Genomic DNA, 23500 nt, shown 5'->3' with positions numbered 1-23500 from the left:
CGGCTTAATGGCTGTGGGCGTGCCGGTGGGCATCCTGGGCCTGGGGCGCATGCCCCATGATCATCTCCGGAATCTGCCCCAGGGCGATGATGTAATCCACCGCCTGCAGTTTGATGGCTTCCTTGGGCATGCCGAAAACCACGCATGAGGCTTCATCCTGGGCCACGGTCCGGGCCCCCTTCTCTTTCATAAGCTTCAGGCCCCGGGCGCCGTCGTCGCCCATGCCGGTCATGATGATGCCGGTGGCGTTCTGCCCGCCGGTCTGTGCGACGCTGCGGAACAGCACATCCACCGACGGTTTGTGACGGGTAACATGGGGGCCGTCGAAGATGCGCACCCGGTACTGGGCACCGCTGCGCACCAGTTCCATGTGCTTGCCGCCCGGAGCAATCAGGGCCAGGCCGGTGTGGACCCGGTCGCCATCCCGGGCTTCGCGCACATCAATACGACAGACTGAATCCAGGCGCTTGGCAAAGGCGGCGGTGAACTTTTCCGGCATGTGCTGTACGGCAACAATGCCTGGCGCATCGGGCGGCAGGGCGGAGAGCACGGCTTCAAGCGCCTGGGTGCCACCGGTGGAGGTGCCGATGGCCACTACCCGGTCAGTGGTCCGGTACGAGACGGCCCGGGTGACCGCCGGTGGTGGCTGGGCCACCCGCTGGGCCTTGCGGGCCGGTCGGGCACTGCTCGCTTCCCGAACGGCACGGACCAGTCGCCCTTTCAGGTCGTTCAGCCCTTCCCTGACGCCATGGGCGCTCTTGGTGAAGACCGACACGGCACCGGCTGCCATGGCATCCACGGTCAACTGGGCGCCCTGATCGGTCAGCGTCGAGCAGACAATGACCGGTGTGGGCCGCTCGTGCATCAGCTGTTTGAGAAAGGTCAGCCCGTCCATGCGGGGCATTTCCATGTCCAGCAGGATGACGTCGGGCCAGTCCTTGTCCATCTTCGCCTTGGCGAAAATCGGGTCCGCAGCCGTGCCGATGACGTTGATGTTCTCGGAGCGCAGAGCCTCGGAGAGCACCTGCCGTACCAGGGCCGAGTCATCAATGATGAAAACGCGGGGGGCGGATGTGTCACTCATACAACGCCAACCTTACAAAGTGCCTAGTGGGTTTTCCGGTACACCGCCGGAGCCAGTTGTGTCAGGGGCAGGTCCTGCCCGAACAGACTCTCTGAATGGCCCACCATGAGCAGGCCTCCGGGTTTGATCCGCTCCAGCACATGGAGGATCAGCCGGCGTTTGCTGTCAGTTGAGAAATAGATCAGGACATTGCGCAGGAAGGCCACATCGAACTGACCCAGGCTACCGGGCAGGCGGTCATTGAGGTTGGCCACCCGGAAGTGGACCCGGTCCCGTAATTTCGGTTTGGCCAGGATCATGCCCTCACTCCTGCCAATACCCCGGAGCCAGTAGCGTTTCAGATACTCCCGGGGGATGGAATCGAGTGCCCGGGCACTGAACAGTCCCCGGCTGGCCTGATTTACCACCGAATGGGACACATCCGTACCCAGTACTTCCCAGTCCTGGCGCCGGTTGGCCGGGTCCACCAGGCACATGGGGTGCGGGTGGGCCCTGAACAGCTCGCCATAGGCTTTAAGAGTCCGGGCGTGACGTTTCTTTTCGCCCCGGTGTTTCCGGAGTACGGCACTGAGCAGAAAATAGAGGGCAACGGCGGTTATCGAAACCAGCACCAGTTGGTCCAGAAAGTGGAGGACTGTGGGGTTGTCGGCCGGATGTGCGTCCAGTGCCACCCAGTCCAGGCCGAAGCTGAACAACGCGGCAACACTGATATAGGCAAGGGCGAAGCCAGTGGCGCCAAAGCGTTTCAGGAATAAATGCATGGGGTCTCAAGGGCTGAATTTGGATTTTTCGCTTTTATTGAAATAAGTGTAGATCATATGGACAGGTGATGCCTTTGAGTTAGGGTTTATGGGTTGCTCTGTCATGAAGGAGGGAATGAGCCGGGTGGCCCCGCTCCTTTCGTCGGATTCGCCGATGCACGGACCATCGGTTCTATGAATCCGATGCTGTAGGTCGCTATGAGTGACCAACTTGATAGGGTTCCGTTATTAATTCGTGAGTATTGCACGGTAGCCTGTCATGGTTGGACGCTTCCAGTGTCTGGATAACGACATTCCCTGAAACGGAACCGATAAATGATGGCGAAACCGAAGCTGATTCTGCTGGCAGTGATCCTGATTGTAGTGGCAGCGTTCGTACTGCTGGGCGGGCCGGGGTTGCTGACCCTGGAAAACCTTCAGCGTCACCAGGCGTCACTGGATCAGTGGATCTCCGGCCATCTGTTGCTGGCAGCTTCCGTCTATGCCCTGATCTATGTTGCTGTGACCGCGTTGTCGTTGCCGGGAGCGTCGGTCCTGACCCTGGCCGGCGGGGCCTTTTTCGGTAATGCCGTTGGGCTGCTGGCCGTATCGGTGGCCTCCACGATTGGAGCCTCCATCGCCTTTGCGGTTGCCCGGTTCCTCTTGCAGGACACATTGCGGCGCCGGAACTCCAATACCGTAAGACGCATTGATGAGGGGGTAAAAAAAGATGGCCCTTTCTATCTGGCCACCCTGCGGCTGGTGCCGGTTTTTCCCTTCTTCCTGATCAATCTGGCCATGGGCCTCACCAGTATGCGCCTGTGGACCTACGTCTGGGTGAGCTGGGCGGCCATGCTGCCGGGGACGTTTATCTACGTGAATGCGGGCACCCAGCTCGGCCAGATTGAATCGGTGGGCGATATCATGTCCGCCGAACTGCTGTTTTCCTTTGCCCTGCTGGGGCTTTTCCCGCTCATGGCCAAGTTTGTTGTGGCTTTTCTTCGCCGCCGACGGGTCTATGCCGGCTGGCAGAAGCCGGCGTCTTTCGATTACAACCTGCTGGTGATCGGCGGTGGCTCGGCCGGGCTGGTGTCCGCCTACATTGCGGCGGCGGTGAAGGCCAGGGTAGCCCTGATTGAAAAAGACCGGATGGGCGGAGACTGCCTGAATACCGGCTGTGTCCCTTCCAAGGCCCTGATCCGCAGCGCCCGGGTTGCCGATACCCTCAGGCATGCGGATCGCTACGGGCTGGATTCCGTGCCGGTGACCGGATCCTTCAAACGGATCATGGACCGTGTCAGGGAGGTGATCGCCCGGGTCGAGCCCCACGACTCCCCGGACCGATACCGGGCGCTGGGGGTGGATTGTCTGTTCGGGCAGGCCAGTTTCGTCTCGCCCTGGGAATTGGAAGTCCGGCATAACGATGGCCATACCGAGCGCCTGACGGCCCGCAGCATTGTGGTGGCGACCGGAGGCAAGCCTGCGCTGCCGCCTGTCCCCGGGCTGGTGGACATGAACCCACTGACCTCGGAGAACCTCTGGCAGATTGAAGAAAGACCGGAGCGCCTGCTGGTGCTGGGCGGCGGGCCCATCGGTTGTGAACTGGCCCAGGCGTTTGCCCGCCTGGGCAGTCAGGTCACCCAGCTGGAACGGGGAGACCGGCTGCTGTCACGGGAGGATGCCGATGTTTCGTCCATGGTGCTCAGCCAGTTTCAGGCCGACGGTCTGGATGTCCGGCTGAATCATTCGGTGGTGGCTTTCCGGATGGAAGAGGGCGAAAAGGTGGCCTGTTGCGAACACGCCGGCGAGTCGGTGCGGATTGCCTTTGATCAGGTGCTGGTGGCCACCGGGCGCGCCGCCAATACCGAGGGTCTGGGGCTTGAGCGTATTGGCGTGGAAACCCTGCCCAGCGGTGCGGTCCCGGTGGAGGATGACATGAGCCTGCGTTACCCGAACCTCTTCGCCTGTGGCGATGTGGCCGGGCCCTACCAGTTTACCCATGCGGCCGCCCATCAGGCCTGGTACGCGGCCGTGAACGGGCTGTTTGGTCAGTTCCGGCGCTTCCGGGTGGATTATCGGGTGATGCCCTGGGTCACCTTTACTTCCCCGGAAGTGGCCCGGGTGGGGTTAAGCGAAGCCGAAGCCCAGGACCGGGGTATTGCCTGTGAAGTCACCCGTTACGACCTGAACGATCTGGACCGGGCCATCGCCGAGAGCGAGGACCGGGGCTTTATCAAGGTGCTGACGCCGCCGGGCAAGGACCGGATACTGGGCGCGGTGGTGGTCGGCGCTCATGCCGGCGAAATCCTGGCGGAGTTTACCCTGGCCATGAAACATGGGCTGGGTCTGAACAAGATCCTGGGGACCATTCATCCCTACCCCACCTGGAACGAGTCCGCCAAATTCGCGGCCGGCGAGTGGAAAAAAGCCCACGCGCCGGGCACGGTGTTGCGCTTGCTTGAGAAACTTCATGCCTGGCGCCGGGGCGCAGATCGGAACGCCCTGCGCCCGCGTAAGGACAGACAGGATAGCGATGCATAACGACAAGGAGCCATCATGCCCCTGACCGAGACGAGAACAGAGCGCCGGGCGCGGATTCCCGCGGTTGACCTGCTTGAACCCCGGGCCCGGGACAGCTGGACCCACACCCGCGATGGCGATCCCCGTGGCTATATTGACGCCGACCGCCTGAAGGAACTCTGGATCCACACAGGCACCGCCTGCAACCTGGCCTGCCCTTTCTGCCTGGAAGGGTCTCACCCCGGTGATGGCCGGATTCCCGGCATGAAACTCAGCGACGTCCGCCCCTTTATTCACGAAGCCCTGGACATGGGGGTGGAGCAGTTCTCCTTCACCGGCGGCGAGCCGTTTGTAATCCGGGATTTCGTCAACATCCTGGACTACGCCAGCCAGCACCGCCCGTGTTTCGTGCTCACCAATGCCACCGAGCCCCTGCTCAAACGCCGGCATCAGGTGACGCCGCTGCTGGACAACCCCTACCCCGTTCACTTCCGGGTCAGCCTGGATTTTCCGGACCGTGCCAGGCACGACAAGGACCGCGGGGAAGGCAGTTTCGAGCAGGCGCTGGAAGGCATCCAGTGGCTGCTTGAGCAGGGTTTCAAAGTCTCCATTGCCCGCCAGACCGATCCGGGCGAAGACCCGGCCGAGGTGGAGGCGGCTTTCCGGGCTATTTTCCGGGCCCGGACGATTCCGGAGAACCTGGCGTTCACGGCCTTTCCGGATCTGGGCACGCCCGGCTCCGAGGATGGCAGCCCGGAAATCACCGAGGCCTGTATGGACAAGTACCCCACCCGGGAGTCCCGCAGTTACTTCATGTGCACCTACACGCGCATGCTGGTGAAGAAAAACGATCAGGTCCGGGTCTACGCCTGTACCCTGGTGGACGATGACCCCCAGTACGACCTTGGCGGCACATTGGCCGAAAGCATGGACGAACGCATCATGCTGCGCCATCACCGGTGCTTTTCCTGCTACCGGTTCGGCGCCAGTTGTTCGGCACCGGCCTGATGAGCGCCACCCCGACAGGATTTCAGGAACCATTTCATGACAGTGTTTGAAGCTTCGGTCTTTTGGGCCTTCCTGCTGATGTACGGCGCGGTGATGTACGCGCTTTCCCCCAGAAGCCGGAACGCGGATTCGTTTTACCGGGGGGCCGACGACCAGGGTAATCCGGTCGGGCAGTGGTCGCTGACGGCCAGCATCTTCATCAGCTGGATCTTCGCCAAATCGGTGACCAATGCGGCCAACCTGGGCGAAGCCTACGGCGTGGTGGGCGGTCTGGCCTATGCCAGTTACTGGCTGTCGATCCCGGTGGCCGGTTACATCATCTACCTGATCCGGACCCAGACCGGTGCCGGCAGTCTCCAGGAATTTCTGACCTCCCGCTTCGGGCGCCTGGCCAGCCTGGCCTTTGCCGCGGCCATCCTGATACGGCTGTATAACGAGGTGTGGAGCAATACGGCGGTGGTCGGCGGTTATTTCGGCCTGCCGGGCGAGACCGAATACTACGCGGCGGCGATGTTGTTCACCGTGTTCACCCTGGCGTACAGCCTCAAGGGTGGGCTCAGGTCTTCCATTTTTACGGACGTTATCCAGGCCTTTGTCTTCGTGTTTTTTGTCGGCGCGGTTCTGTTCCTGGTGTTGCCCGCCAACGACACCGGGACCCTGCTCTCGGACGGCGACTTCCGCCTCGACGCCGGGGCGGACCTGCTGCTGGTGGCATTGCTGCAGCTGTTCAGTTACCCGTTCCACGATCCGGTACTGACCGATCGCGGGTTTGTGAACCGCGAGAAGACCATGCTCCGCAGTTTCGTGGTTGCCGGCCTGCTGGGTTTCGTGGCGGTGTTCATTTTCAGCCTGGTGGGCGTCCATGCCCGGCTCAATGGCATTGAGGTGATGGGCAATGCACCGGCGGCGGTCGGCCAGTCGCTGGGCCTGACCGCGCTGTTTTTCATGAGCGTGGTGATGATGACCTCCGCCGGCTCGACCCTGGATTCCACCTTCACCTCCCTGGCCAAATCCCTGGCGGTGGACCTGCCAAGACTGGCGGGGCGACTGGGCGACCGCCTGCCGAGCATGAAAGTCGGTGCCGTGGTGATGGTGGTTTTCGCCTTTCTGGGCAACCTGCCCATGTTTGCCGGCACCGATATCCTCAAGGCCACGACCATCTCCGGCACCATGGTCATGGGGCTGGCGCCGGTGTTTCTGTTTTACCGCTTTACCCGCTGGTCGCCCTGGAGTTTCCACCTGAGTTTCTGGACCGGCCTGGGCCTGGGTGTGGCCCAGGCCCTGGGCGCCCTGCCCGCCACCTGGGCGATCGGCGAGGGTAAATACGCCCTGCTGCTGGGCGTGAATGCCTGGGGCATCCTGATCTGTACCGCGGGGTTCTTCCTGCCGTTGCTGGTGCGCCGGCTGGCGGGTCGTTCGCTGGCCGGGGGTGAGCCTTTGGCGGCGTCGCAGCCGGAGACCTCGGCATGAGCGAAGGTCGCAGTTGTCCGCTGGCCTACCGTTACCGGCCGCAGGACCTGAGCAGTAGCCCCGTCGAGGTCGGGGAGGACGTGCTCTACATCATTGGCGGTCTCTACGGTAATCCGTTTGCCCTGGATGAAATTGAGCGTATGGCGGCGGCGGAGCGCCGCGACGGACGCCGGGTGAAGCTGGTTTTTAACGGCGACTTCAACTGGTTCAACGCCAGCGACGATCTGTTCCGCGATATCAACCACCGGGTAATGGCCCATACCGCCAGTCTGGGCAACGTTGAGTATGAACTGGGCTCGCCCAGTGACGGGGCCGGTTGCGGCTGTGCCTATCCGGAGTCGGTGGATCAGCAGGTGGTTGAGCGTTCCAACCGGATCATGGAACGGTTGCAGCAGGTGGCCGGAAACCATCCGGATGTCCGTGCCGCGCTGGCGGGGTTGCCCCGTTATCGGAGCCTGATATTTGGAGGCCTAAATATTCTTGTGTTGCACGGTGATCCGGAATCCCTGGCCGGCTGGGGCCTGTCGCGCGAGTCGTTGCTGTCCGAACAGGATAGTGCTGGGAGCAATCGGGTTGCGGGCTGGTTGCAGGCGACCGGTGCCGATGTCATCGCCTGCACGCATACCTGCCAGCCGGCGCTCTGGCGTGGTCACGTTGATGGCCACCCCCGGGTGGTGGTCAATAACGGGTCCGCCGGTATGGGGAATCTGTCGGGTAAACCAGGTGGGCTGATCACCCGGATCGCCCTGTCGGAGCCGGGAGCAGCGCCAGTTGCGGCCTCAGGCGGCTCAGGGCTGTCCGTTTCGCTGGTGCCGGTCGATTACGATGTCAGCGCCTGGCTGGCCTGTTTTGACCGCGTCTGGCCGTCGGGTTCGCCGGCGGCGCTGTCCTACCGGGAGCGGATTGTCCGGGGTACGTCTCTGGTGCCTGACGATCTGCTGATCGGGTCGGGTTTGTAACGGGTCTGTCACTGGCCAATGCTCGAATAGACGCTATTCTTAAAGTATGGGCCAGATGCTTACGGGAGGCTTCCCAAAGCGTCAACTTGAAATATATTTCGTGGTCTATATAATTTGTCCCCATCTTTCGGAAGCGAATTGATCACATCATGACATCAGAAGGTTCGAATACCACCGCCATCACCCTGCGCACACCAACGAAGGATGATGGCTTCAGGCTCCACCAGCTTGTGGCCGAGTGCCCACCGCTGGACCCCAATTCCATTTACTGCAACCTGTTGCAGTGCAGCCACTTTGCCGAAACCGGCGTGGCCGCGGAGAAGGAAGGCGATCTGGTCGGCTTTATCTCCGGATACATCCCTCCCCAACAGCCCGAGACCGTGTTTGTCTGGCAAGTGGCGGTTCACGAGAGAGGTCGTGGACAGGGCCTCGCCAAGCGGATGCTGAAGGCGATTGTTTCCCGGGACGCGTGCAAGGACGTGACCCATCTGGAAACCACCATCACCGAAGACAACGAGGCCTCATGGGCGCTGTTCCGCTCATTCGCCCGTGATATGGGAGCCGAGCTCACCTACCACGAGCACTTCGAGAAAGAGACCCATTTCGGCGGCAGGCACGATTCCGAGTTCCTGCTGCGTATCGGGCCCTTCACGAAGCCTGTCTGAGAGCCCGGGTTTTACGATCCGATATCGTGACCGACTGTGATTTGGCGTAGCCGGCAGGCCACCCGAGGAGGGCCTGCCATCAAGGCTTAAACCAACGCACGGCGGGCCTGTTGCGACCGTAAGCTCTACCGGCAGGTCCCCGCGCATCTACCTCGAACCTGACATGCTAAGAGGCAAGACCATGGAAATTTTCAAGTCCACCGAATCCGAAGTACGCGTTTATTCCCGTGCCTTTCCGGTGATTTTTAACCGCGCCAAGAACGCGCACCTGTACACCGAAGACGGCAAGGAATACCTGGACTTTCTGGCCGGTGCCGGTTCCCTGAACTACGGCCACAATAACGACATCCTGAAAAAAGCACTGCTTGAGTACATCGAATCGGACGGTGTGAGCCAGGGCCTGGACCTGTTTACCACCGCCAAGCAGGACTTCATGGAGTCCTACAAGAAGCACATCCTTGATCCCCGTGGCCTGGACTACAAGATGCAGTTCACCGGTCCGACCGGTACCAACTGTGTGGAAGCGGCCATGAAACTGGCGCGCAAGGTGAAAGGGCGCACCAACATCATCTCCTTCAGCAACGGTTTCCACGGTGTCACCACCGGTGCGGTTGCCGCCACCGGTAACGAACACCACCGTGGTGGCGTCGGCCTGCCCCTGAACGGCGTGGACTTCCTGTTCTACGACGGTTACCTGGGCGAGGACGTGGACACCCTGGCCATCATGGACAAGGTGCTGTCTGACAGCTCCTCCGGTGTTGAACTGCCGGCCGCTGTGATCGTCGAGGCGGTTCAGGGCGAAGGCGGTCTGAATGCGGCCCGTGCCGAGTGGCTCAAAGGCCTGTCCGAGCTGTGCAAGAAACACGACATCCTGCTGATTGTGGATGACATCCAGGCCGGTAATGGCCGTACCGGTGAGTTCTTCAGCTTTGAGTTTGCCGGCATCCAGCCGGACATCGTCACCGTGTCCAAGTCACTGAGCGGCTACGGCCTGCCCATGGCGCTGGTGCTGTTCAAGCCGGAACTGGACGTCTGGGCCTCTGGTGAGCACAACGGGACGTTCCGTGGTAACAACATGGCATTTGTCACCGCCCGTGCCGCCATTGAGAATTACTGGAAAGACGACGCCTTCGCCAATGAGGTGAAAGCCAAGTCCAAAGTGCTGGGCGACGCCCTGCAGTCCATCTGTGACAAGTACCCGGGCGAGTTCCGCCTGAAAGGCCGCGGTATGATGCGGGGCATTTCGGCCACTCACGCCGAACTGACCGATCCGATCACTGCCCGTGCCTTTGAAAAGGGCCTGATTATCGAGACCAGTGGCCCCAATGACGAAGTGATCAAGTGCCTGATGCCGCTGACCACCAGCGAGGAAGACCTCAGGAAAGGGGTGGCCCTGCTGGCGGAAAGTGTGGACGAAATCATGCAGGAAGGCGTGAGCCAAGCGTCGTAAGACGCCTATACTGACAGGACATCCATTGCGCAGGAAAGCAAAGGCGGAGACATGACAACGGCACAACATACCGTCGAGAAAATCGGCGGTACCTCCATGAGCAATTACGAGGCGGTGCGCGACAACATCATTGTTGGCAAGCGCAAGAAAAGCGACCTCTACCAGCGCATCTTCGTGGTGTCGGCCTACGGCGGTGTGACCAACGAACTGCTGGAACACAAAAAGACCGGTGAGCCGGGCGTTTACGCTCTGTTCGCCGACGCCGAATCGGACTGGGCCTGGGGCGATGACCTCACCAAGCTGATCCAGTTCCTGACGGATATCAACGGCGAACTGTTTGAGGATCCGATGCTCAAGCAGCAGGCGGACCAGTTCATCACTGACCGCATCGAAGGGGTGCGCGGCTGCCTGATCGATTTGCAGCGGCTGTGTTCCTACGGTCAGTTCCAGCTGGAAGAGCACCTGCTGACCGTCCGGGAAATGCTGGCCGGTATCGGGGAGGCTCACAGTGCCTTCAACACGGCCCTGAAACTGCAGCAGGAAGGCATCAATGCCCGCTTTGTTGACCTGACCGGCTGGCGCGACAGCGAACTGCTGCCCCTGGACGAGAAACTGCAGCAGGCGTTTGACGCCATCGACCTGAGCCGTGAGCTGCCCATCGTGACCGGTTATGCCCAGTGCAAGGAAGGGCTGATGCGGACCTTCGACCGGGGCTACAGCGAGATGACCTTCAGCCGCATTGCGGTGATCACCAATGCCCGGGAAGCCATCATCCATAAGGAATATCACCTGAGTTCCGCCGACCCCAACATCGTGGGCGAGGAAAAGGTGGTGCCCCTGGGGCGGACCAACTACGACGTGGCGGATCAACTGGCCAATCTCGGGATGGAGGCCATCCACCCACGGGCCGGCAAGGGGCTGCGTCAGAACGAGATTCCCCTGCGGGTGATGAACACCTTTGAGCCGGAGCACACCGGCACCCTGATCACCGGGGATTACGTCAGTGAGAAGGCGCAGGTGGAGATCATCGCCGGCGCCAAGGGGGTGTTTGCCATTGAGGTGTTTGACCAGGACATGCAGGGCGAGCCGGGGTCTGACCGGAAGATCCTGGATGTGCTCACCCGCTTCAAGGTGCGCTTCATGTCCAAGGATTCCAATGCCAACACCATCACCCACTATGTGGAGACCACGCTCAAGCATGTGAAGCGTGTGGTGAAGGCGCTGGAAGAAGCGTTTCCCAATGGTGAAATCAGCACTCGCAAGGTGGCGCTGGTGTCCGCCATCGGCAGTGACATGAAAATACCGGGCATTCTGGCTCGGTCGGTCAAGTCACTGGCAGACAAGGACATCAGCGTGCTGGCGATCCACCAGTGCATGCGTCAGGTGGATATCCAGTTCGTGATCGATGAGGACCACTACAATGAGGCGATCGCCGCTCTGCACGGCGCCCTGATTGAGCCTCACAATCACGAGTACGCCATTGTGGCGGCATCCACCACCGCCAGCTAGTGTATCCGGCGGCCGGAACCGGTCGCTCCGGCCGCCGATACGGGAGGTTGTCTTGCCTCCCGGTCGGCAGCCCCGCCCTGCGAATGACTGCGGGGTGGGGGCTGCCGGTCTTTGTCCCTCAGATCAGCCCACGTGAACCAGGTGGAACCAGGCGCCGGCCAGGACCTGGCAACTCACCACCACGACCGTCAGCCCCAGCCTCAGCTTCAGATACCAGTCCGGCCAGAACTGTCGCATCCAGCGCACATCCACCAGATACAGCAGCGCAAACGCCAGGGTGTACAGCACGATCTTTTCCGGCGTTTCCAGTAACAGCCCGACACCGGCCGCCACAAAAAAGACCTGACTGAGCAGCATGGTGACGAGGGGGGACTGAGGATAGGTTCGGTTTTCCTCCAGTTGCATGGCGATGGGCCAGTAAATGCCGGCCATGAAAGCGAGAATGCCGGCGCTGTAGAGGTAGAACCAGGCCAGGATCGCCACGCTTCGATCCGGTAGCAGGAACAGCCCCAGCACCCCGCCAATGAACGGAATCAGGCCGGCCAGTCCCACCAGAATGGCGACACGAGCGACGGCAATCACGAGCTTTGCCTCTGTACGCGGATGCGCATGGGTTCAATATGGGCCGGTTCCATGCCCACCATTTCATGGTAGGCCGACGGGTGAACCACCTGGGTTTCCCGGATATCGAAGGCTCCGAGCAGGTCCTGTATCTGCCAGGCGCTGGCGAACAGGCGGGTAACGTTGCTGCCGTCCGACAGCACCTTCATACCGAAGTCGCCATGGATCCGGGCCATGTATTTCTGGCCTTCCAGGGACAGGATTTCCAGTAGGCTGATGGTTGAGGATGGCAGCGCCCTGAGTTCTTCGAAAGTGATTCGCACACGCAGGCTCCTGAAACGGTTGTGTCAGGGTATTACGCCGCGCGGTCGAAACAGGATCAGTCCGCCAGCCGTCGACATTCCTCGTGGACGTGACAGTCGATCAGATGATCATTGACCATGCCGGTGGCCTGCATGAAGGCGTAGACAATGGTGGGGCCCACGAAGGTGAAACCGGCTTTTTTAAGCGCCCGGGACATGGCCCGGGATTCGGCAGTTTCGGTCGGCACCTCCTCGAACAGGCGCCAGCGGTTCTGTATCGGCTGGCCATCGACGAACTGCCATAGGAAATCACTGAACGCCTGGCCCTGCTCCTTCAGTTGCAGATAACGCCGGGCATTATTCAGGACCGACCGGACCTTTAGCCGGTTCCGGACGATGCCGGGGTTGTCCAGCAGCCGGGCCACATCCGAATCATCAAACCGGACCAGCTGCTCCGGGTCGAATCCGGCGTAAGCCTGCCGGTAGTTTTCCTGTTTGCGCAGAATGGTCAGCCAGCTCAGCCCGGCCTGCTGGCCGTCCAGACAGAGCTTCTCGAACAGCGCCTGGCTGTTGTATTCCGGGCGCCCCCAGACGGTGTCGTGATAATCCACGTATAACGGGTCGGTGCCGCACCAGGGGCAGCGTTGCACGTTGTTCTCCATCAGGTCTCCCGATCAGCCAGAGGGATGAATGTCAGCATTGAGCAGCCAGTCTGCGGTGCACGCAAGCGGTTCCGGTGCCACCAGGCGGCAGTCGTCCGGTGGCGGTGCTAACAGCGTCGGCGCGGCCGGTTGGCCCCCGGCCGCCTCCGGACCCTGCCACACCAGTGTGACGATGAAACCGGCGACAAGACAACTGCCGGCGCGCCAGCCCCCCTGTTGCTGGTCACCCAGAAGCTCGAAGTCGGCGCTGACCCGAAGTGTCTGCAGGTTGCCGGCAATGCCCCGTCCGGTGGCCTTGAGCCAGGCTTCCTTGAGGGTCCAGACTTTCAGGAACTCGAATGCGTCGTCTGTACGCAGCAGCCAGTCCTGTTCGGCAACTGAAAACCAGCGGCGTGCCACCCGCTGCCAGTCTGCCCGCCGCCGGGCCGGTTCGATATCGATACCCACCGCACCGGTACCCGTGGCACAGGCCGCGAGGTTCTGGCAGTGGCTGATGGACAGGTGCCAGCCGGGAGGCGTCGCCGCCGCCGTGGGGCGACCCGGCACCGGACAGCAGTCAGAGGCCGGAAGGCCACTGGCGCCGGCCAGAGCCTGTCGGATCAGCCAGCGGGTGGTGAGAAACTCCTGCCTGCGATGGCCTTTCAGGCCGGCGAGCCGCTGTGCCTCATCCGGAGTCAGCCAGTCAGGCGTGGCCTCGTCTGCCTTTTTCGCGGGTTGGCAGAGCCAGATACGGGGAATGGACTCAGGGTTGGAGTCGCTGGATGCTCCAGCCATCGTAGCTCCTTACGTACTCGAAGCGGTCGTGCAGGCGGCTGGGCCGGCCCTGCCAGAATTCGATGCGCTCCGGCACCACCCGGTAGCCACCCCAGAAGCTGGGCAGGGGAATTTCGCCGTTACTGAACTTGCGTTTCATTTCCGCCACCTTCTGTTCCAGCAGCCCGCGGGAGGTGATCACGTGGCTCTGCTCGGAGACCCAGGCACCGATCTGGCTGCCCCGCGGGCGGGAAGAGAAATAGCGCAGTGACTCGGATTTGCTGACCTTTTCCACGGCGCCCTGGATGCGTACCTGGCGGTTCAGGGCAATCCATGGGAATAACAGGGCGGCCTTGGGGTTCTCCTCGATTTCCCGGGCCTTGCGGCTGCCGTAGTTGGTATAGAACACGAAGCCACTGGCATCGAAGTATTTCAGCAGCACCGTGCGCAGGTCCGGTAGCCCATCGGATCCGGTGGTGGCCAGGGACATGGCGTTGGGCTCCAGAATGCCGCCGTCCCGGGCCTGTTCAAACCAGGTCTGGAACTGCTGCACAGGGTCGTCACTGAGGGCGTCCCGATCCAGGCCCTCACTTTCGAAATCCCGACGCATCTCGCCGATATCCATACTGCCACTCTCCGATTGGGGGAACTCACGAAATGATACGTCAGCGGAGCATATCGGGTTCGCCGGTTCCTGTCAGGCCCGGCTGACAAATTGCACCCCCGGGCGCTATGCTTGCAGGATGGATCATCCATCTTGAAAGCGGGAGTGGCCTGTGGGCAGGACAAAGGCGGAGAGTCACCTGGCGCGGAATCTGGCGATCGGGTTTGCAGTACTTCTGGTGTTATACACGCTGGCCGGGTTTCTGGTTCTGCCCTGGTGGCTTGAGAAGTCGGTACCGGAACAGCTGGAGCAGCGCATGGGCTGGCAGGCCGGGGTTGCCGGGGTCGCCTTCAATCCGTTTTCACTGGAGTTGGATGTCAATGGCTTTGAAGCCCGGGACGGGGCGGATGAGCCGGTACTGGCCTTTGACCGCCTGCGGGTAAACCTGAGTTTTTTCCAGCTTTTGACCGGGGTGGTCGGTTTTGAGGATATCCAGCTGAACGCGCCGCACATCCGCGTCGACCTGCTGGAGGATTACTCGGTCAATTACGCCCGGGACTGGCAGGCGGCCAATCCGCCCGCAGAAGAACCCGACCCGGATGCAACCGACGAGGCTTCCGCAGCGCCGCAGTTGTATTTCCAACGTGTCGCCATCGAAGATGGTGAACTCCTGTTCCGGGATTTCAGCCGGGGCGAGGTGGCGGAGTTCCATTTCAGTCCCCTGGATCTGACTCTTAACGATCTGGCCACCTGGCGTCAGGCCGACGATCAGGGGCCCAGCAACTATTCCATCAACGCGACCTCCGGCGACCAGACGGTCGAATGGGAAGGGGAGTTGAACATCGCGCCCTTCTATTCCCAGGGGCACATCAGGCTGGCGGATATCGACCGCCAGACCCTGTCCCATTTTCTGGAGCCGGTCTTGCCGTGGCAACTCCGGGAAGGCTCGCTGACCGTGGAATCCCGCTACCGGATTTCGGCCAGTGGCGGTTTCGATCTGGTGACCACCGAAGGCCGGGTGTCACTGAAAGAGCCGGTCCTGGCTCTGAGCGAGTCCGATGACGAGCCGGCCCTGAGTGCCGGTGAGATTCGTGTGGAAGGCCTTGGCTTTGATCTGGCCGGGCGAGTGGCCACGGTGGGCATGGTGTCCCTGGACCAGCTGATGGTTGCTGCCCGGCGCGATGCCGAAGGGCGCATTGACTGGGTGTCTTCCCTGCCGGCTTCCGAAGCGGCTGGCGATGCCCCGGACAGCCCCGCCGGTACGCCCTTCCGGTGGTCGGTTCAGGCCGTGGAATTCACAGACAGCGGCCTGCGCTGGCGGGATCAGGTACCGGCCACGCCGGCGGAGTTTGAACTGACCGGACTGAACGCCACCCTGACGGGACTCTCGGACCGCTTGCAGGAGCCGGTGCTGTACCAGTTGTCCTCCGATGTGGCCAGTGGCGGCCGGTTGCAGGCCAATGGCCAACTGACGCCAGCACCGTTTACCTTTGAAGGCGCCTTGTCCGGGTCGGGTATCCTGCTGTCGGTTGCACAGCCCTATCTCCAGCAGGGCGCCAATCTTGAGGTGCGCGACGGCCAGCTGTCCTTCGATGGCAACCTGGACCTGGATGACCAGAACGATCCCATGACCGGCACCTTCAGTGGCACAGCTCAAATCACCGATCTGGATGTGCGCCTGCCGGATGACGACGGCCCGCTGATGTCCTGGCAGAGCCTGCGTCTGACGCCGGTCGAATACAATGTCTATCCGCCGCGGCTGGAGATCGGCACGGTGACCGTTGCCAGCCCGAGCGCCACCATTGTGCGGGCAACCAGTGGCCTGCATAACGTACAGCGGGTTGCCGGAGCCCCGGCGCCTGCAACGGCAGAAGCAACAGAACCGGCCGCAGCCGGCGACGCTCAGGCACAGCCCGGCTTTATCTTCCGCATTGGCGACCTGCAGATCCAGGATGGTGCTGTCTCGTATACCGACCGGACCCTGGAACCGCCCTTCAGTACCACCTTCGATGCGCTGAACGGATCGGTGACCGGCGTCAGCAACGTGCCGCCCCAGCAGGGGCGGGTCAACCTGAGAGGCGAACTCTCCGGTGTCGCGCCTGTGGAGTTCCGGGGTACGCTCGGAGCCCTGGGGACCGAGGAGCCCAGCGACCTGAAACTGACCATGGAAAACCTGTCATTGCCGGTGTTGTCCCCCTACTTTGGGCGCTATCTGGGGTATGCGGTGGACAGTGGCAAGATGCGCCTGGACCTGGACTACCAGATCACCGGCACCCGGCTGGATGCTTCCAATCTGGTGGTGCTGGACCAGATGCAACTGGGGCAGTCGGTCCAGAGCGACCAGGCAGTCAGTGCCCCGGTCAAGCTGGGTCTGGCCCTGCTGACCGACCGCCAGGGCGTGATCGAGGTGAACCTGCCCGTCGAGGGGGATCTGGCGAACCCCGAATTCAGTGTCGGACAGGTGGTCATGCGGGCCTTTGTGAACCTGCTGGCGAAGGCGGCTGCCTCGCCGTTCACCATGCTCGGCTCGATTGCCGACCTTGCCGGGTTTAACAGTGAGGAACTGGGCTATGTGGCATTCCAGCCGGGAACCACGGCGCTGAGCGAAGAAGAGGCCAGCAAGCTTTCGGTGCTGGCCGACGCCCTCAAGGAACGCCCGGAACTGATGCTCGATATCCGCGGCGCCTTCGCCCCCGAAGCCGATGGTCTGGCCCTGCTGAAGGAGCAGATGGAGGCCCAGGGCGAAGCCACCACCGGTGACGCCTGGGAGCAGGCCCGTCAGGCCTACCTGGCCGGTGACCGCAACCTGCCGCCGGAAGCGCTGGGGCAACTGGCCAACCGCCGCGCCCTGGAAGTCCGGCGTATTCTGGAGCAGACCCACGGTGTGCCGTCGGATCAGGTGTTCCTGCTGGATATCAGCCGGGATGCCGGAACCACGGGCCAGTCCTCGGTGGTGGTGCCCTTCAATCTGGATGTACGCTGATGTCCGGTGACGGTGAAAACCGGCCGGGCAAGCGCCTGGCCAGTCACTTTTTTGCCTATATCTCGCGGCTGCGCTGGATCAAGCGCTGGGGCCTGATGCGCAATGCCATTGAGGAGAATGTCGCCACTCATTCCTGGGAGGTGGCCACCATTGCCCATGCCCTGGCGCTGATCCGCAACCGGGACGGTCAGCGCCGTGTGAATGCGGACCGCATCGCCGCCGCTGCGCTCTACCATGACGCCACCGAAGTGATTACCGGGGATATGCCGACACCGGTCAAGTATCATTCCCGAGTCATGCGTGAAGCCTTCGGCGACATTGAACACAAGGCGGAAGAGGAGCTGTTGGCGCTGCTCCCGGAGGAGTTGCGGGGTTCCTTCAGCCCCTATGTCCAGGAGTCCCGGCTGGCACCCGAGGAACAGGAGTTGATCAAGGCGGCCGACCGCCTGTCCGCCTGGCTCAAGTGCCGGGCCGAGCTGCGGGCCGGCAATCCGGAGTTTGCGCCGGCGGAAGCGCAGATTCGCAGCCGCCTGGAATCCGAGGACCTGTCGGAGGTTCGCTACTTCATGGAGGTATTTGCCCCCGGATACGAGCAGCCACTGGATAACCTGCTGGACTGATTCAGAGAACAACGCGGAGCCCAAGTGAATGTGTGAACTGCTGGCGATGAGCGCCAACACGCCTACGGACCTGTGTTTCAGTTTCACCGGTCTCACCCGCCGGGGTGGCGACACCGGCCCCCACAAGGACGGCTGGGGGGTGGCCTTTTACGAAGGCCGGGGCGTGCGCTGTTTCCATGATGCCGATGCCAGTGCCAGCTCACGGATTGCCGAGGTGGTGCAGACCCACCCGATCAAGAGCGAAGTGGCGATCTGCCATATTCGTCAGGCCAATGTCGGGGATATCTGTCTGGCCAATACCCATCCGTTCATGCGCGAACTCTGGGGTCGCTACTGGGTCTTTGCCCATAACGGCCAGTTGAATCATTTCCGGCCGTCTGACGGTTTCTATGAGCCCGTCGGCACCACCGACAGCGAAGCGCTGTTCTGCGACATACTCAACCACCTGAGGACAAACTGCCCCCGGGATGCCGCCATGGAGACCATGGTCAGCCAACTGGTTCGCCTGTCCCGGGGCTATGCCGCGCAGGGGGTGTTCAACCTGCTGCTGAGCAACGGTGACTGGCTGTTCACCTACTGCACCACCAAGATGGCCAGCATTACCCGGCGGGCCCCGTTCGGGCCGGCACGCCTCAGGGATGCGGACGTGACCGTGGACTTTGAATCCGAGACCACCCCGGACGACGTGGTCAGTGTGATCGTCACCGAACCGCTCACCACCGACGAGACCTGGGATATCTATGAACCGGGTGAGTGGCGGCTCTGGCAACGGGGGGAGGTGGTGATGTCGGGGATTGAAGCGCCAGACCAGAGAACGGCTGATTAAGGTTTCTTCACAGGGTTGGGTCCCGGTGTTGCTGTCCCCATTAACACGACAGATGCATCACCAAACACTGGCGGGACGGAACACGAGATGATTGAACGCAGCAACACCCATAGCAAGATTTTTGGCTATCTGCTCTGGATCTTCGGATTTCTGGGCTCACACCGGTTTTACTACGGCAAACCGGTCACCGGCACCATCTGGTTCTTCACCCTGGGGCTGTTTTTTGTTGGCTGGATTGTGGATTTCTTCCTGATTCCGGCCATGGACCGCGAGGCGGACCTGCGTTTCCAGGCGGGGGAAACCGATTACAACATCGCCTGGCTACTGCTGACCTTCCTGGGTGTCTTCGGGGTTCACCGGATGTATATGGGCAAATGGATCACCGGGGTGATCTACCTGTTTACCGGCGGCCTGTTCATGATTGGCGTGCTCTACGATTTCTGGACCCTGAACGAGCAGGTGTCCATCCGCAACCAGCAGCGCCTGCTGCGCTGATCAGGCGGCCGCAGGGCTGAGCAGTGGCAGTGGTACCCGGTAGCGGCTGCCCGCGGACCGGCCAGTGCCCTGCACCGTACAGCTCTTGCGGTTGACCCGGAGAATACGGCCCTGACGCTGCCGTGGCCCTTCCCCGAACGTGACCTCATCGCCTACCTGCCAGCGACCGGCCAGTTCGGCGTTGTCAGGCAGGGCGAATGGCGTATCCAGAGCCGGCAGGCCCAGGGCGGAACTCCGGGAAGCCAGGTGCCGGCGGAGCGCGCCGGCCCTGCCGTCGGCATGAAGCTGGTCCAGCAGGTCGTAGAAATACCGGTTGTGGACGGAACCATGGGTGCGCCTGCCGGCGCGTTGCTGTAGCAGGTGGGCGAATTCGTGGCAACAGGTATGGGCCAGCAGGTTCAGTGTGCTGAGCTCGCCATCAAAATACTCCCGGTTGCGAATTTCCCTGGTCGAGAGCCAGCCCATGGCGGTTTCCGGGTTCTGCTTGGCCGCGATCATGCGGACACCATAGGTAATGACATGCAGCCGCTGGCCGGGACTGTAGCGGTGGTAGGTGGCCTGCCCGGAGCCCACCCGACACTGCAGGCGGGGTGGTCGTCGACCCATACTGCCGGCTTCGGTCGGCCAGAGGGCGTCCAGGGTGGCGCGGCACATCAGCTCGCCAAGTTGTCGGTTCAGATCTGGTTCGGGCATCAGGCGGTAGTGGATCGTGAGTCGGAATGCATGCTGAGAAGCCTACCTTCAGAATTTGTAATTTACTATGGCCCGCCTGGCCAGACTTGTTTAGAGTCTCTCCACATTTTGTGTAGTGGTTGTTTCAGGAGACACTTTCCCACCATGAATGCCGAACAGCTCAAACAACTTGAAGACGATCTCTGGTCCGCAGCCGATAACCTGCGGGCCAACTCCGATCTCAAGTCCAGCGAATATGCCACGCCGGTACTCGGGCTGATCTTCCTGAAATTTGCTGACAACAAATACCAGCTCGCCGAGACTGAGATCACCCAAGAGTTCGCGGCTTTAAAGGGCAGCCGTCGAGAAAAGCCACTCTCTGAAATCGCGATTCAGAAATGCGGCTTTTACCTGCCGGATCATGCCCGATACAGCTACCTGCTGAATCTGCCGGAAAGTGAGGATCTGGCCAAGAAAATCAAACAGGCCATGGAAGCCATCGAAGACTACAAAACCGAGTTGGACGGCATTCTGCCGAAAGATGAGTATTTCGCACTGACGCGTACCAGCAATACACTGCTGGCCGAATTACTGAAAACCTTTTCTGACATCCCCATCGATGCCGGCGGTGACATCTTCGGCAAGATTTACGAGTATTTTCTTGGCAAGTTCGCGCTAAGCGAGGGGCAGAAAGGCGGCGAGTTTTTCACGCCCACCTCGGTGGTTAAACTGATGGTGGACATCATCGAGCCCCACCACGGCACGGTGTATGACCCGGCCTGCGGATCGGGGGGCATGTTCGTTCAATCCCAACAGTTTGTGGAAGCGCACCGTAAAAAACTGGACGAGTTGGGCGAAGCCCACCAAGAAGACCAACTATACGTGTACGGCCAGGAGAAGACCCTGGATACCGTCAAGCTGGCCAAAATGAACCTGGCAGTGAACGGCCTTCGTGGCGATGTTCGGCAAGCAAACAGTTACAGTGAAAAACCGTTTGCAGAGGTCGGTCAGTTCGACTTTGTCATGGCGAATCCACCGTTCAACGTGGACGATGTGCCCCTGGCAACGGTTGAGAACGATCCCCGTTTCAATACCTACGGCCTGCCCCGCAAGAAAACCAAAGCCAAGGCCAGCGAACAGGGCAAGGAAACCGTCCCCAACGCCAATTACCTGTGGATCAACCTGTTCGCCACCTCCCTGAAGGACAACACCCCGGACAGCGGCCGGGCGGCCCTGGTGATGGCAAACTCCGCCTCCGATGCCCGCCACAGCGAGGCGGACATTCGCCAGACCCTGATTGAAAACAACCTGATCTACGGCATGCTCACCCTGCCGTCCAACATGTTCTACACGGTCACCCTGCCCGCGACCCTGTGGTTCTTCGATAAGAACAAGCAGGACGACCGCATCCTGTTTATTGATGCCCGCAACATCTTCACCCAGATCGACCGGGCCCATCGGGAGTTCAGCGAGGAACAGGTCCAGAACATCGCCATTATCAGCAAACTCCACAAAGGCAAGCGTGCGGACTTTATCCGGCTGGTGGACAGCTACTTCCGCAAAGGTATGGAACAGTTGCTGGCCAATCGTGAAAAGGTGGAGTCGGTCAGTGAACAGTTGCTGGACGTATTGGACGATACCCAGGGCAAACAGGCCGTGGGCGAACTGGTCAGCCAGTGGCAAGGCTTGAAAGCCCTGCAGCAGGCGAGCGATGCCTACACCCAAACTGCGGACCTGCACCTGAGCACCCCGGAAGCTATTGAAACCGCCAACCGCACCCAGCAGTCACTGAGAGCGACATTCGATCCCTTCTTCCAGCAACTGCACACCGGCCTTAAGCAACTGGACAAAGTGGTGCGTCAGCATGAAAAAGCCAGAGCCGAAGAAGCCAGACAAGCCGGCAAACGCATCGCCATCGACCGCAACGCCCGTCGCCTGAAGGAGGCGCTGGAGGAGTTGCATAAGGAGGTTCGCAGTGCCGAGGCCTACTACCAATATATTCACTGGCTGCAGGAGCGCTTTCCGAATGCCGAATACGAGGATGTAACGGGTCTGTGCAAGCTGGCGAGACCGGAGGAAGTGAAAGAGCAGGATTACTCCCTGAATCCGGGGCGGTATGTTGGGGTTGTGATTGAGGAGGATGGGAAGACGGAGGAGGAGTTTCTTTCAGAGCTATCTGATTCGTACGAGTTGCTGACGAACCTCGATGCTGAAGCTGCCGAGCTTTCTAGAACAATCCGGCTGAACCTTCGGATTTTGACGGGTGAATCATGACAGAGTTCGTGGACAACACACTTGGCGAGGTTTGCCAAGACAGTGGTGGAATCATTCAGACTGGCCCATTTGGTTCGCAGCTACATCAGAGTGATTACTCAGAAACGGGCATCCCTGTCGTGATGCCTGCTGACATAAAAAATGGGCGTATCGACGAGACCAGAGTTGCCCGAGTCTCTGAAGGGCATGTGGAGCGTTTGAAACGTCATAAGCTGGAAGTTGGCGATATTGTTTATGGCCGCCGAGGAGATATCGGAAGGCAGGCAATCATCAGGTCTGAAAATGAAGGTTGGTTGTGCGGCACTGGTTGCTTACGACTTTCCCTTGGTGAGAATCCGCGAATCCTTCCAGAGTATCTTCATCTCTATCTTTCAATGCCCGAGGTTATCGGCTGGATTCAGAATCAGGCGATTGGTGCGACTATGCCCAATCTCAATACCCAGATTTTGAAACGAGTGCCGCTGATATTCCCTGAAGACTTCGATGCCCAAAAGAAGATCGTTGCAATCGTTGCAGCCTACGACGACCTGATCGAAAACAACAAACGTCGCATTACCCTGCTGGAAAACATGGCCGAGGAAATCTACCGCGAGTGGTTTGTGCGGTTCCGGTTTCCGGGGTGGCAGGAGGCGAAGTTTGAGAAGGGGCAACCTGTTGATTGGATTCTCAATCCAGTTTCGGAAGCAATTGAAATTAATCCAACGGAACGTATCGACAAGGGCGAAGAGAAACCTTTTGTCGGAATGGATACGCTCTCTACTAATGCCATGTATTTTGAAACTCAGGAATGGCGGACTGGCAATTCGGGTTCGAAGTTCAGAAACGGTGACACCCTTTTTCCACGTATCACACCATGCCTTGAAAATGGTAAACGTGGTTTTGTTATGTCACTGGAAGAAGGCCAAGTCGCTGTGGGTTCAACAGAGTTTATCGTCATGCGAGGAAAATTGGTCTCACCTGAATACACATACTTGCTCTGCAGCTTTCCGCCTTTCCGAACTCATGCCGAGCAGAGCATGGTGGGAGCATCTGGTCGGCAAAGAGTGGCTGAGAACTGCTTTTCATTTTTTTTAATTAGGGTTCCACCAGTCGAGATCATGGATAATTTCACCAAGTTGGTGCGTCCGATTTTTAACGAAATCGGGTTCTTAAATAGACAAAATTCTGTTTTAGAACAAACCAGAAACCAACTTCTCCCCCGCCTGATCTCCGGCAAACTCTCTGTGGAAAACCTGGATATCCAGTTTCCACCGTCCATGCAGAGCGAGCGGTCGAATAACACCAACGAAGCCGTCGCTTGAACCCTCAATGGTATTCAGACAAACTGTTGCCAGATATCAATA

The 23500-nt window shown here is 60.4% G+C and carries 21 protein-coding genes; 13 read left to right on the top strand and 8 right to left on the bottom strand.

Translation table 11 applies throughout. From position 1 onward, the window contains the following. Positions 1 to 4 precede the first annotated feature (4 nt). Both HNR38_RS07940 and HNR38_RS07935 read right to left on the bottom strand, forming a co-directional pair. The gene (locus HNR38_RS07940; RefSeq protein ID WP_183701818.1) at positions 5 to 1084 is read right to left on the bottom strand and encodes a protein-glutamate methylesterase/protein-glutamine glutaminase; all 1080 of its coding nucleotides are present in this window, start codon (positions 1082 to 1084) and stop codon (positions 5 to 7) included. Positions 1085 to 1107: 23 nt separating this feature from the next. Next, positions 1108 to 1845 (bottom strand): CheR family methyltransferase, encoded by a 738-nt coding sequence (locus tag HNR38_RS07935; RefSeq protein ID WP_183701815.1) that lies wholly within the window; start codon positions 1843 to 1845, stop codon positions 1108 to 1110. Between the two features lie 318 nt (positions 1846 to 2163). On the opposite strand from HNR38_RS07935, the gene HNR38_RS07930 reads away from it, so the two are divergent. The 7 genes from HNR38_RS07930 (at position 2164) to HNR38_RS07900 (ending at position 11405) form a co-directional block, all read left to right on the top strand. Further along, the gene (locus HNR38_RS07930; protein ID WP_183702061.1) at positions 2164 to 4365 is read left to right on the top strand and encodes an FAD-dependent oxidoreductase; all 2202 of its coding nucleotides are present in this window, start codon (positions 2164 to 2166) and stop codon (positions 4363 to 4365) included. A 15-nt stretch (positions 4366 to 4380) separates the two neighbouring features. Next, positions 4381 to 5352, top strand: coding sequence for a radical SAM protein (locus HNR38_RS07925; RefSeq protein WP_183701813.1), 972 nt, complete (start codon positions 4381 to 4383; stop codon positions 5350 to 5352). A gap of 36 nt (positions 5353 to 5388) precedes the next feature. Then, a complete protein-coding gene (locus tag HNR38_RS07920; RefSeq protein WP_183701810.1) occupies positions 5389 to 6822 on the top strand; it encodes a sodium:solute symporter family transporter in 1434 nt (477 codons plus the stop codon). After that, positions 6819 to 7781 (top strand): metallophosphoesterase family protein, encoded by a 963-nt coding sequence (locus HNR38_RS07915; protein ID WP_183701807.1) that lies wholly within the window; start codon positions 6819 to 6821, stop codon positions 7779 to 7781. Before HNR38_RS07920 ends, HNR38_RS07915 begins: the two co-directional genes overlap by 4 nt. 149 nt (positions 7782 to 7930) lie before the next feature. Beyond that, complete coding sequence (gene ectA / locus HNR38_RS07910; protein WP_183701804.1) at positions 7931 to 8446, top strand: diaminobutyrate acetyltransferase; 516 nt, start codon at positions 7931 to 7933, stop codon at positions 8444 to 8446. A gap of 181 nt (positions 8447 to 8627) precedes the next feature. Continuing rightward, positions 8628 to 9896 carry a diaminobutyrate--2-oxoglutarate transaminase gene (gene ectB, locus HNR38_RS07905; RefSeq protein ID WP_183701801.1) on the top strand — a complete coding sequence of 423 codons (1269 nt, stop codon included), beginning with the start codon at positions 8628 to 8630 and terminating at the stop codon, positions 9894 to 9896. A 51-nt stretch (positions 9897 to 9947) separates the two neighbouring features. Beyond that, positions 9948 to 11405, top strand: a complete 1458-nt coding sequence (locus HNR38_RS07900) for an aspartate kinase (protein ID WP_183701798.1) — start codon at positions 9948 to 9950, stop codon at positions 11403 to 11405. A gap of 123 nt (positions 11406 to 11528) precedes the next feature. Here HNR38_RS07900 and HNR38_RS07895 read toward each other — a convergent pair whose 3' ends face one another. Genes HNR38_RS07895 through pdxH form a run of 5 tightly spaced genes read right to left on the bottom strand, consistent with a single transcriptional unit; the run spans position 11529 to position 14308 of the window. After that, complete coding sequence (locus tag HNR38_RS07895) at positions 11529 to 11987, bottom strand: DUF3429 family protein (protein ID WP_183701795.1); 459 nt, start codon at positions 11985 to 11987, stop codon at positions 11529 to 11531. After that, positions 11984 to 12289: a DUF6482 family protein gene (locus tag HNR38_RS07890; RefSeq protein WP_183701791.1), complete on the bottom strand. Its 306-nt coding sequence runs from the start codon at positions 12287 to 12289 to the stop codon at positions 11984 to 11986. Before HNR38_RS07890 ends, HNR38_RS07895 begins: the two co-directional genes overlap by 4 nt. 56 nt (positions 12290 to 12345) lie before the next feature. Further along, positions 12346 to 12930: a DNA-3-methyladenine glycosylase I gene (locus HNR38_RS07885; RefSeq protein ID WP_183701788.1), complete on the bottom strand. Its 585-nt coding sequence runs from the start codon at positions 12928 to 12930 to the stop codon at positions 12346 to 12348. A 12-nt stretch (positions 12931 to 12942) separates the two neighbouring features. Next, positions 12943 to 13704: a 4'-phosphopantetheinyl transferase family protein gene (locus HNR38_RS07880; RefSeq protein WP_183701785.1), complete on the bottom strand. Its 762-nt coding sequence runs from the start codon at positions 13702 to 13704 to the stop codon at positions 12943 to 12945. Then, entirely contained in the window at positions 13673 to 14308 is a 636-nt protein-coding gene (gene pdxH, locus HNR38_RS07875; protein ID WP_183701783.1) for a pyridoxamine 5'-phosphate oxidase, read from the bottom strand. Before pdxH ends, HNR38_RS07880 begins: the two co-directional genes overlap by 32 nt. A gap of 151 nt (positions 14309 to 14459) precedes the next feature. On the opposite strand from pdxH, the gene HNR38_RS07870 reads away from it, so the two are divergent. The 4 genes from HNR38_RS07870 to HNR38_RS07855 all read left to right on the top strand — a co-directional run bounded on the left by HNR38_RS07870 (position 14460) and on the right by HNR38_RS07855 (position 19211). After that, the gene (locus HNR38_RS07870; protein WP_183701780.1) at positions 14460 to 17270 is read left to right on the top strand and encodes a DUF748 domain-containing protein; all 2811 of its coding nucleotides are present in this window, start codon (positions 14460 to 14462) and stop codon (positions 17268 to 17270) included. After that, positions 17270 to 17890: a 5'-deoxynucleotidase gene (yfbR, locus tag HNR38_RS07865; RefSeq protein ID WP_183701777.1), complete on the top strand. Its 621-nt coding sequence runs from the start codon at positions 17270 to 17272 to the stop codon at positions 17888 to 17890. The genes HNR38_RS07870 and yfbR overlap by 1 nt, the downstream gene beginning before the upstream one ends. A 28-nt stretch (positions 17891 to 17918) precedes the next feature. Next, the gene (locus tag HNR38_RS07860; protein ID WP_183701774.1) at positions 17919 to 18716 is read left to right on the top strand and encodes a class II glutamine amidotransferase; all 798 of its coding nucleotides are present in this window, start codon (positions 17919 to 17921) and stop codon (positions 18714 to 18716) included. Positions 18717 to 18803: 87 nt separating this feature from the next. Next, entirely contained in the window at positions 18804 to 19211 is a 408-nt protein-coding gene (locus tag HNR38_RS07855; protein WP_183701771.1) for an NINE protein, read from the top strand. Here HNR38_RS07855 and HNR38_RS07850 read toward each other — a convergent pair whose 3' ends face one another. Then, positions 19212 to 19904: a hypothetical protein gene (locus HNR38_RS07850; protein ID WP_183701767.1), complete on the bottom strand. Its 693-nt coding sequence runs from the start codon at positions 19902 to 19904 to the stop codon at positions 19212 to 19214. 144 nt (positions 19905 to 20048) lie between these two features. Between HNR38_RS07850 and HNR38_RS07845 the strand changes: the two genes are divergently transcribed. Together HNR38_RS07845 and HNR38_RS07840 are read left to right on the top strand one after the other, a co-directional pair. Next, positions 20049 to 22157: a type I restriction-modification system subunit M gene (locus tag HNR38_RS07845; protein ID WP_183701763.1), complete on the top strand. Its 2109-nt coding sequence runs from the start codon at positions 20049 to 20051 to the stop codon at positions 22155 to 22157. Continuing rightward, complete coding sequence (locus tag HNR38_RS07840) at positions 22154 to 23458, top strand: restriction endonuclease subunit S (RefSeq protein ID WP_183701729.1); 1305 nt, start codon at positions 22154 to 22156, stop codon at positions 23456 to 23458. Before HNR38_RS07845 ends, HNR38_RS07840 begins: the two co-directional genes overlap by 4 nt. Positions 23459 to 23500: the final 42 nt, after the last annotated feature.

Origin of the sequence: Marinobacter oulmenensis (genome assembly GCF_014201735.1) — a bacterium.
Taxonomy (GTDB): domain Bacteria; phylum Pseudomonadota; class Gammaproteobacteria; order Pseudomonadales; family Oleiphilaceae; genus Marinobacter; species Marinobacter oulmenensis.
This window is presented reverse-complemented; position numbering and strand designations above follow the sequence as displayed.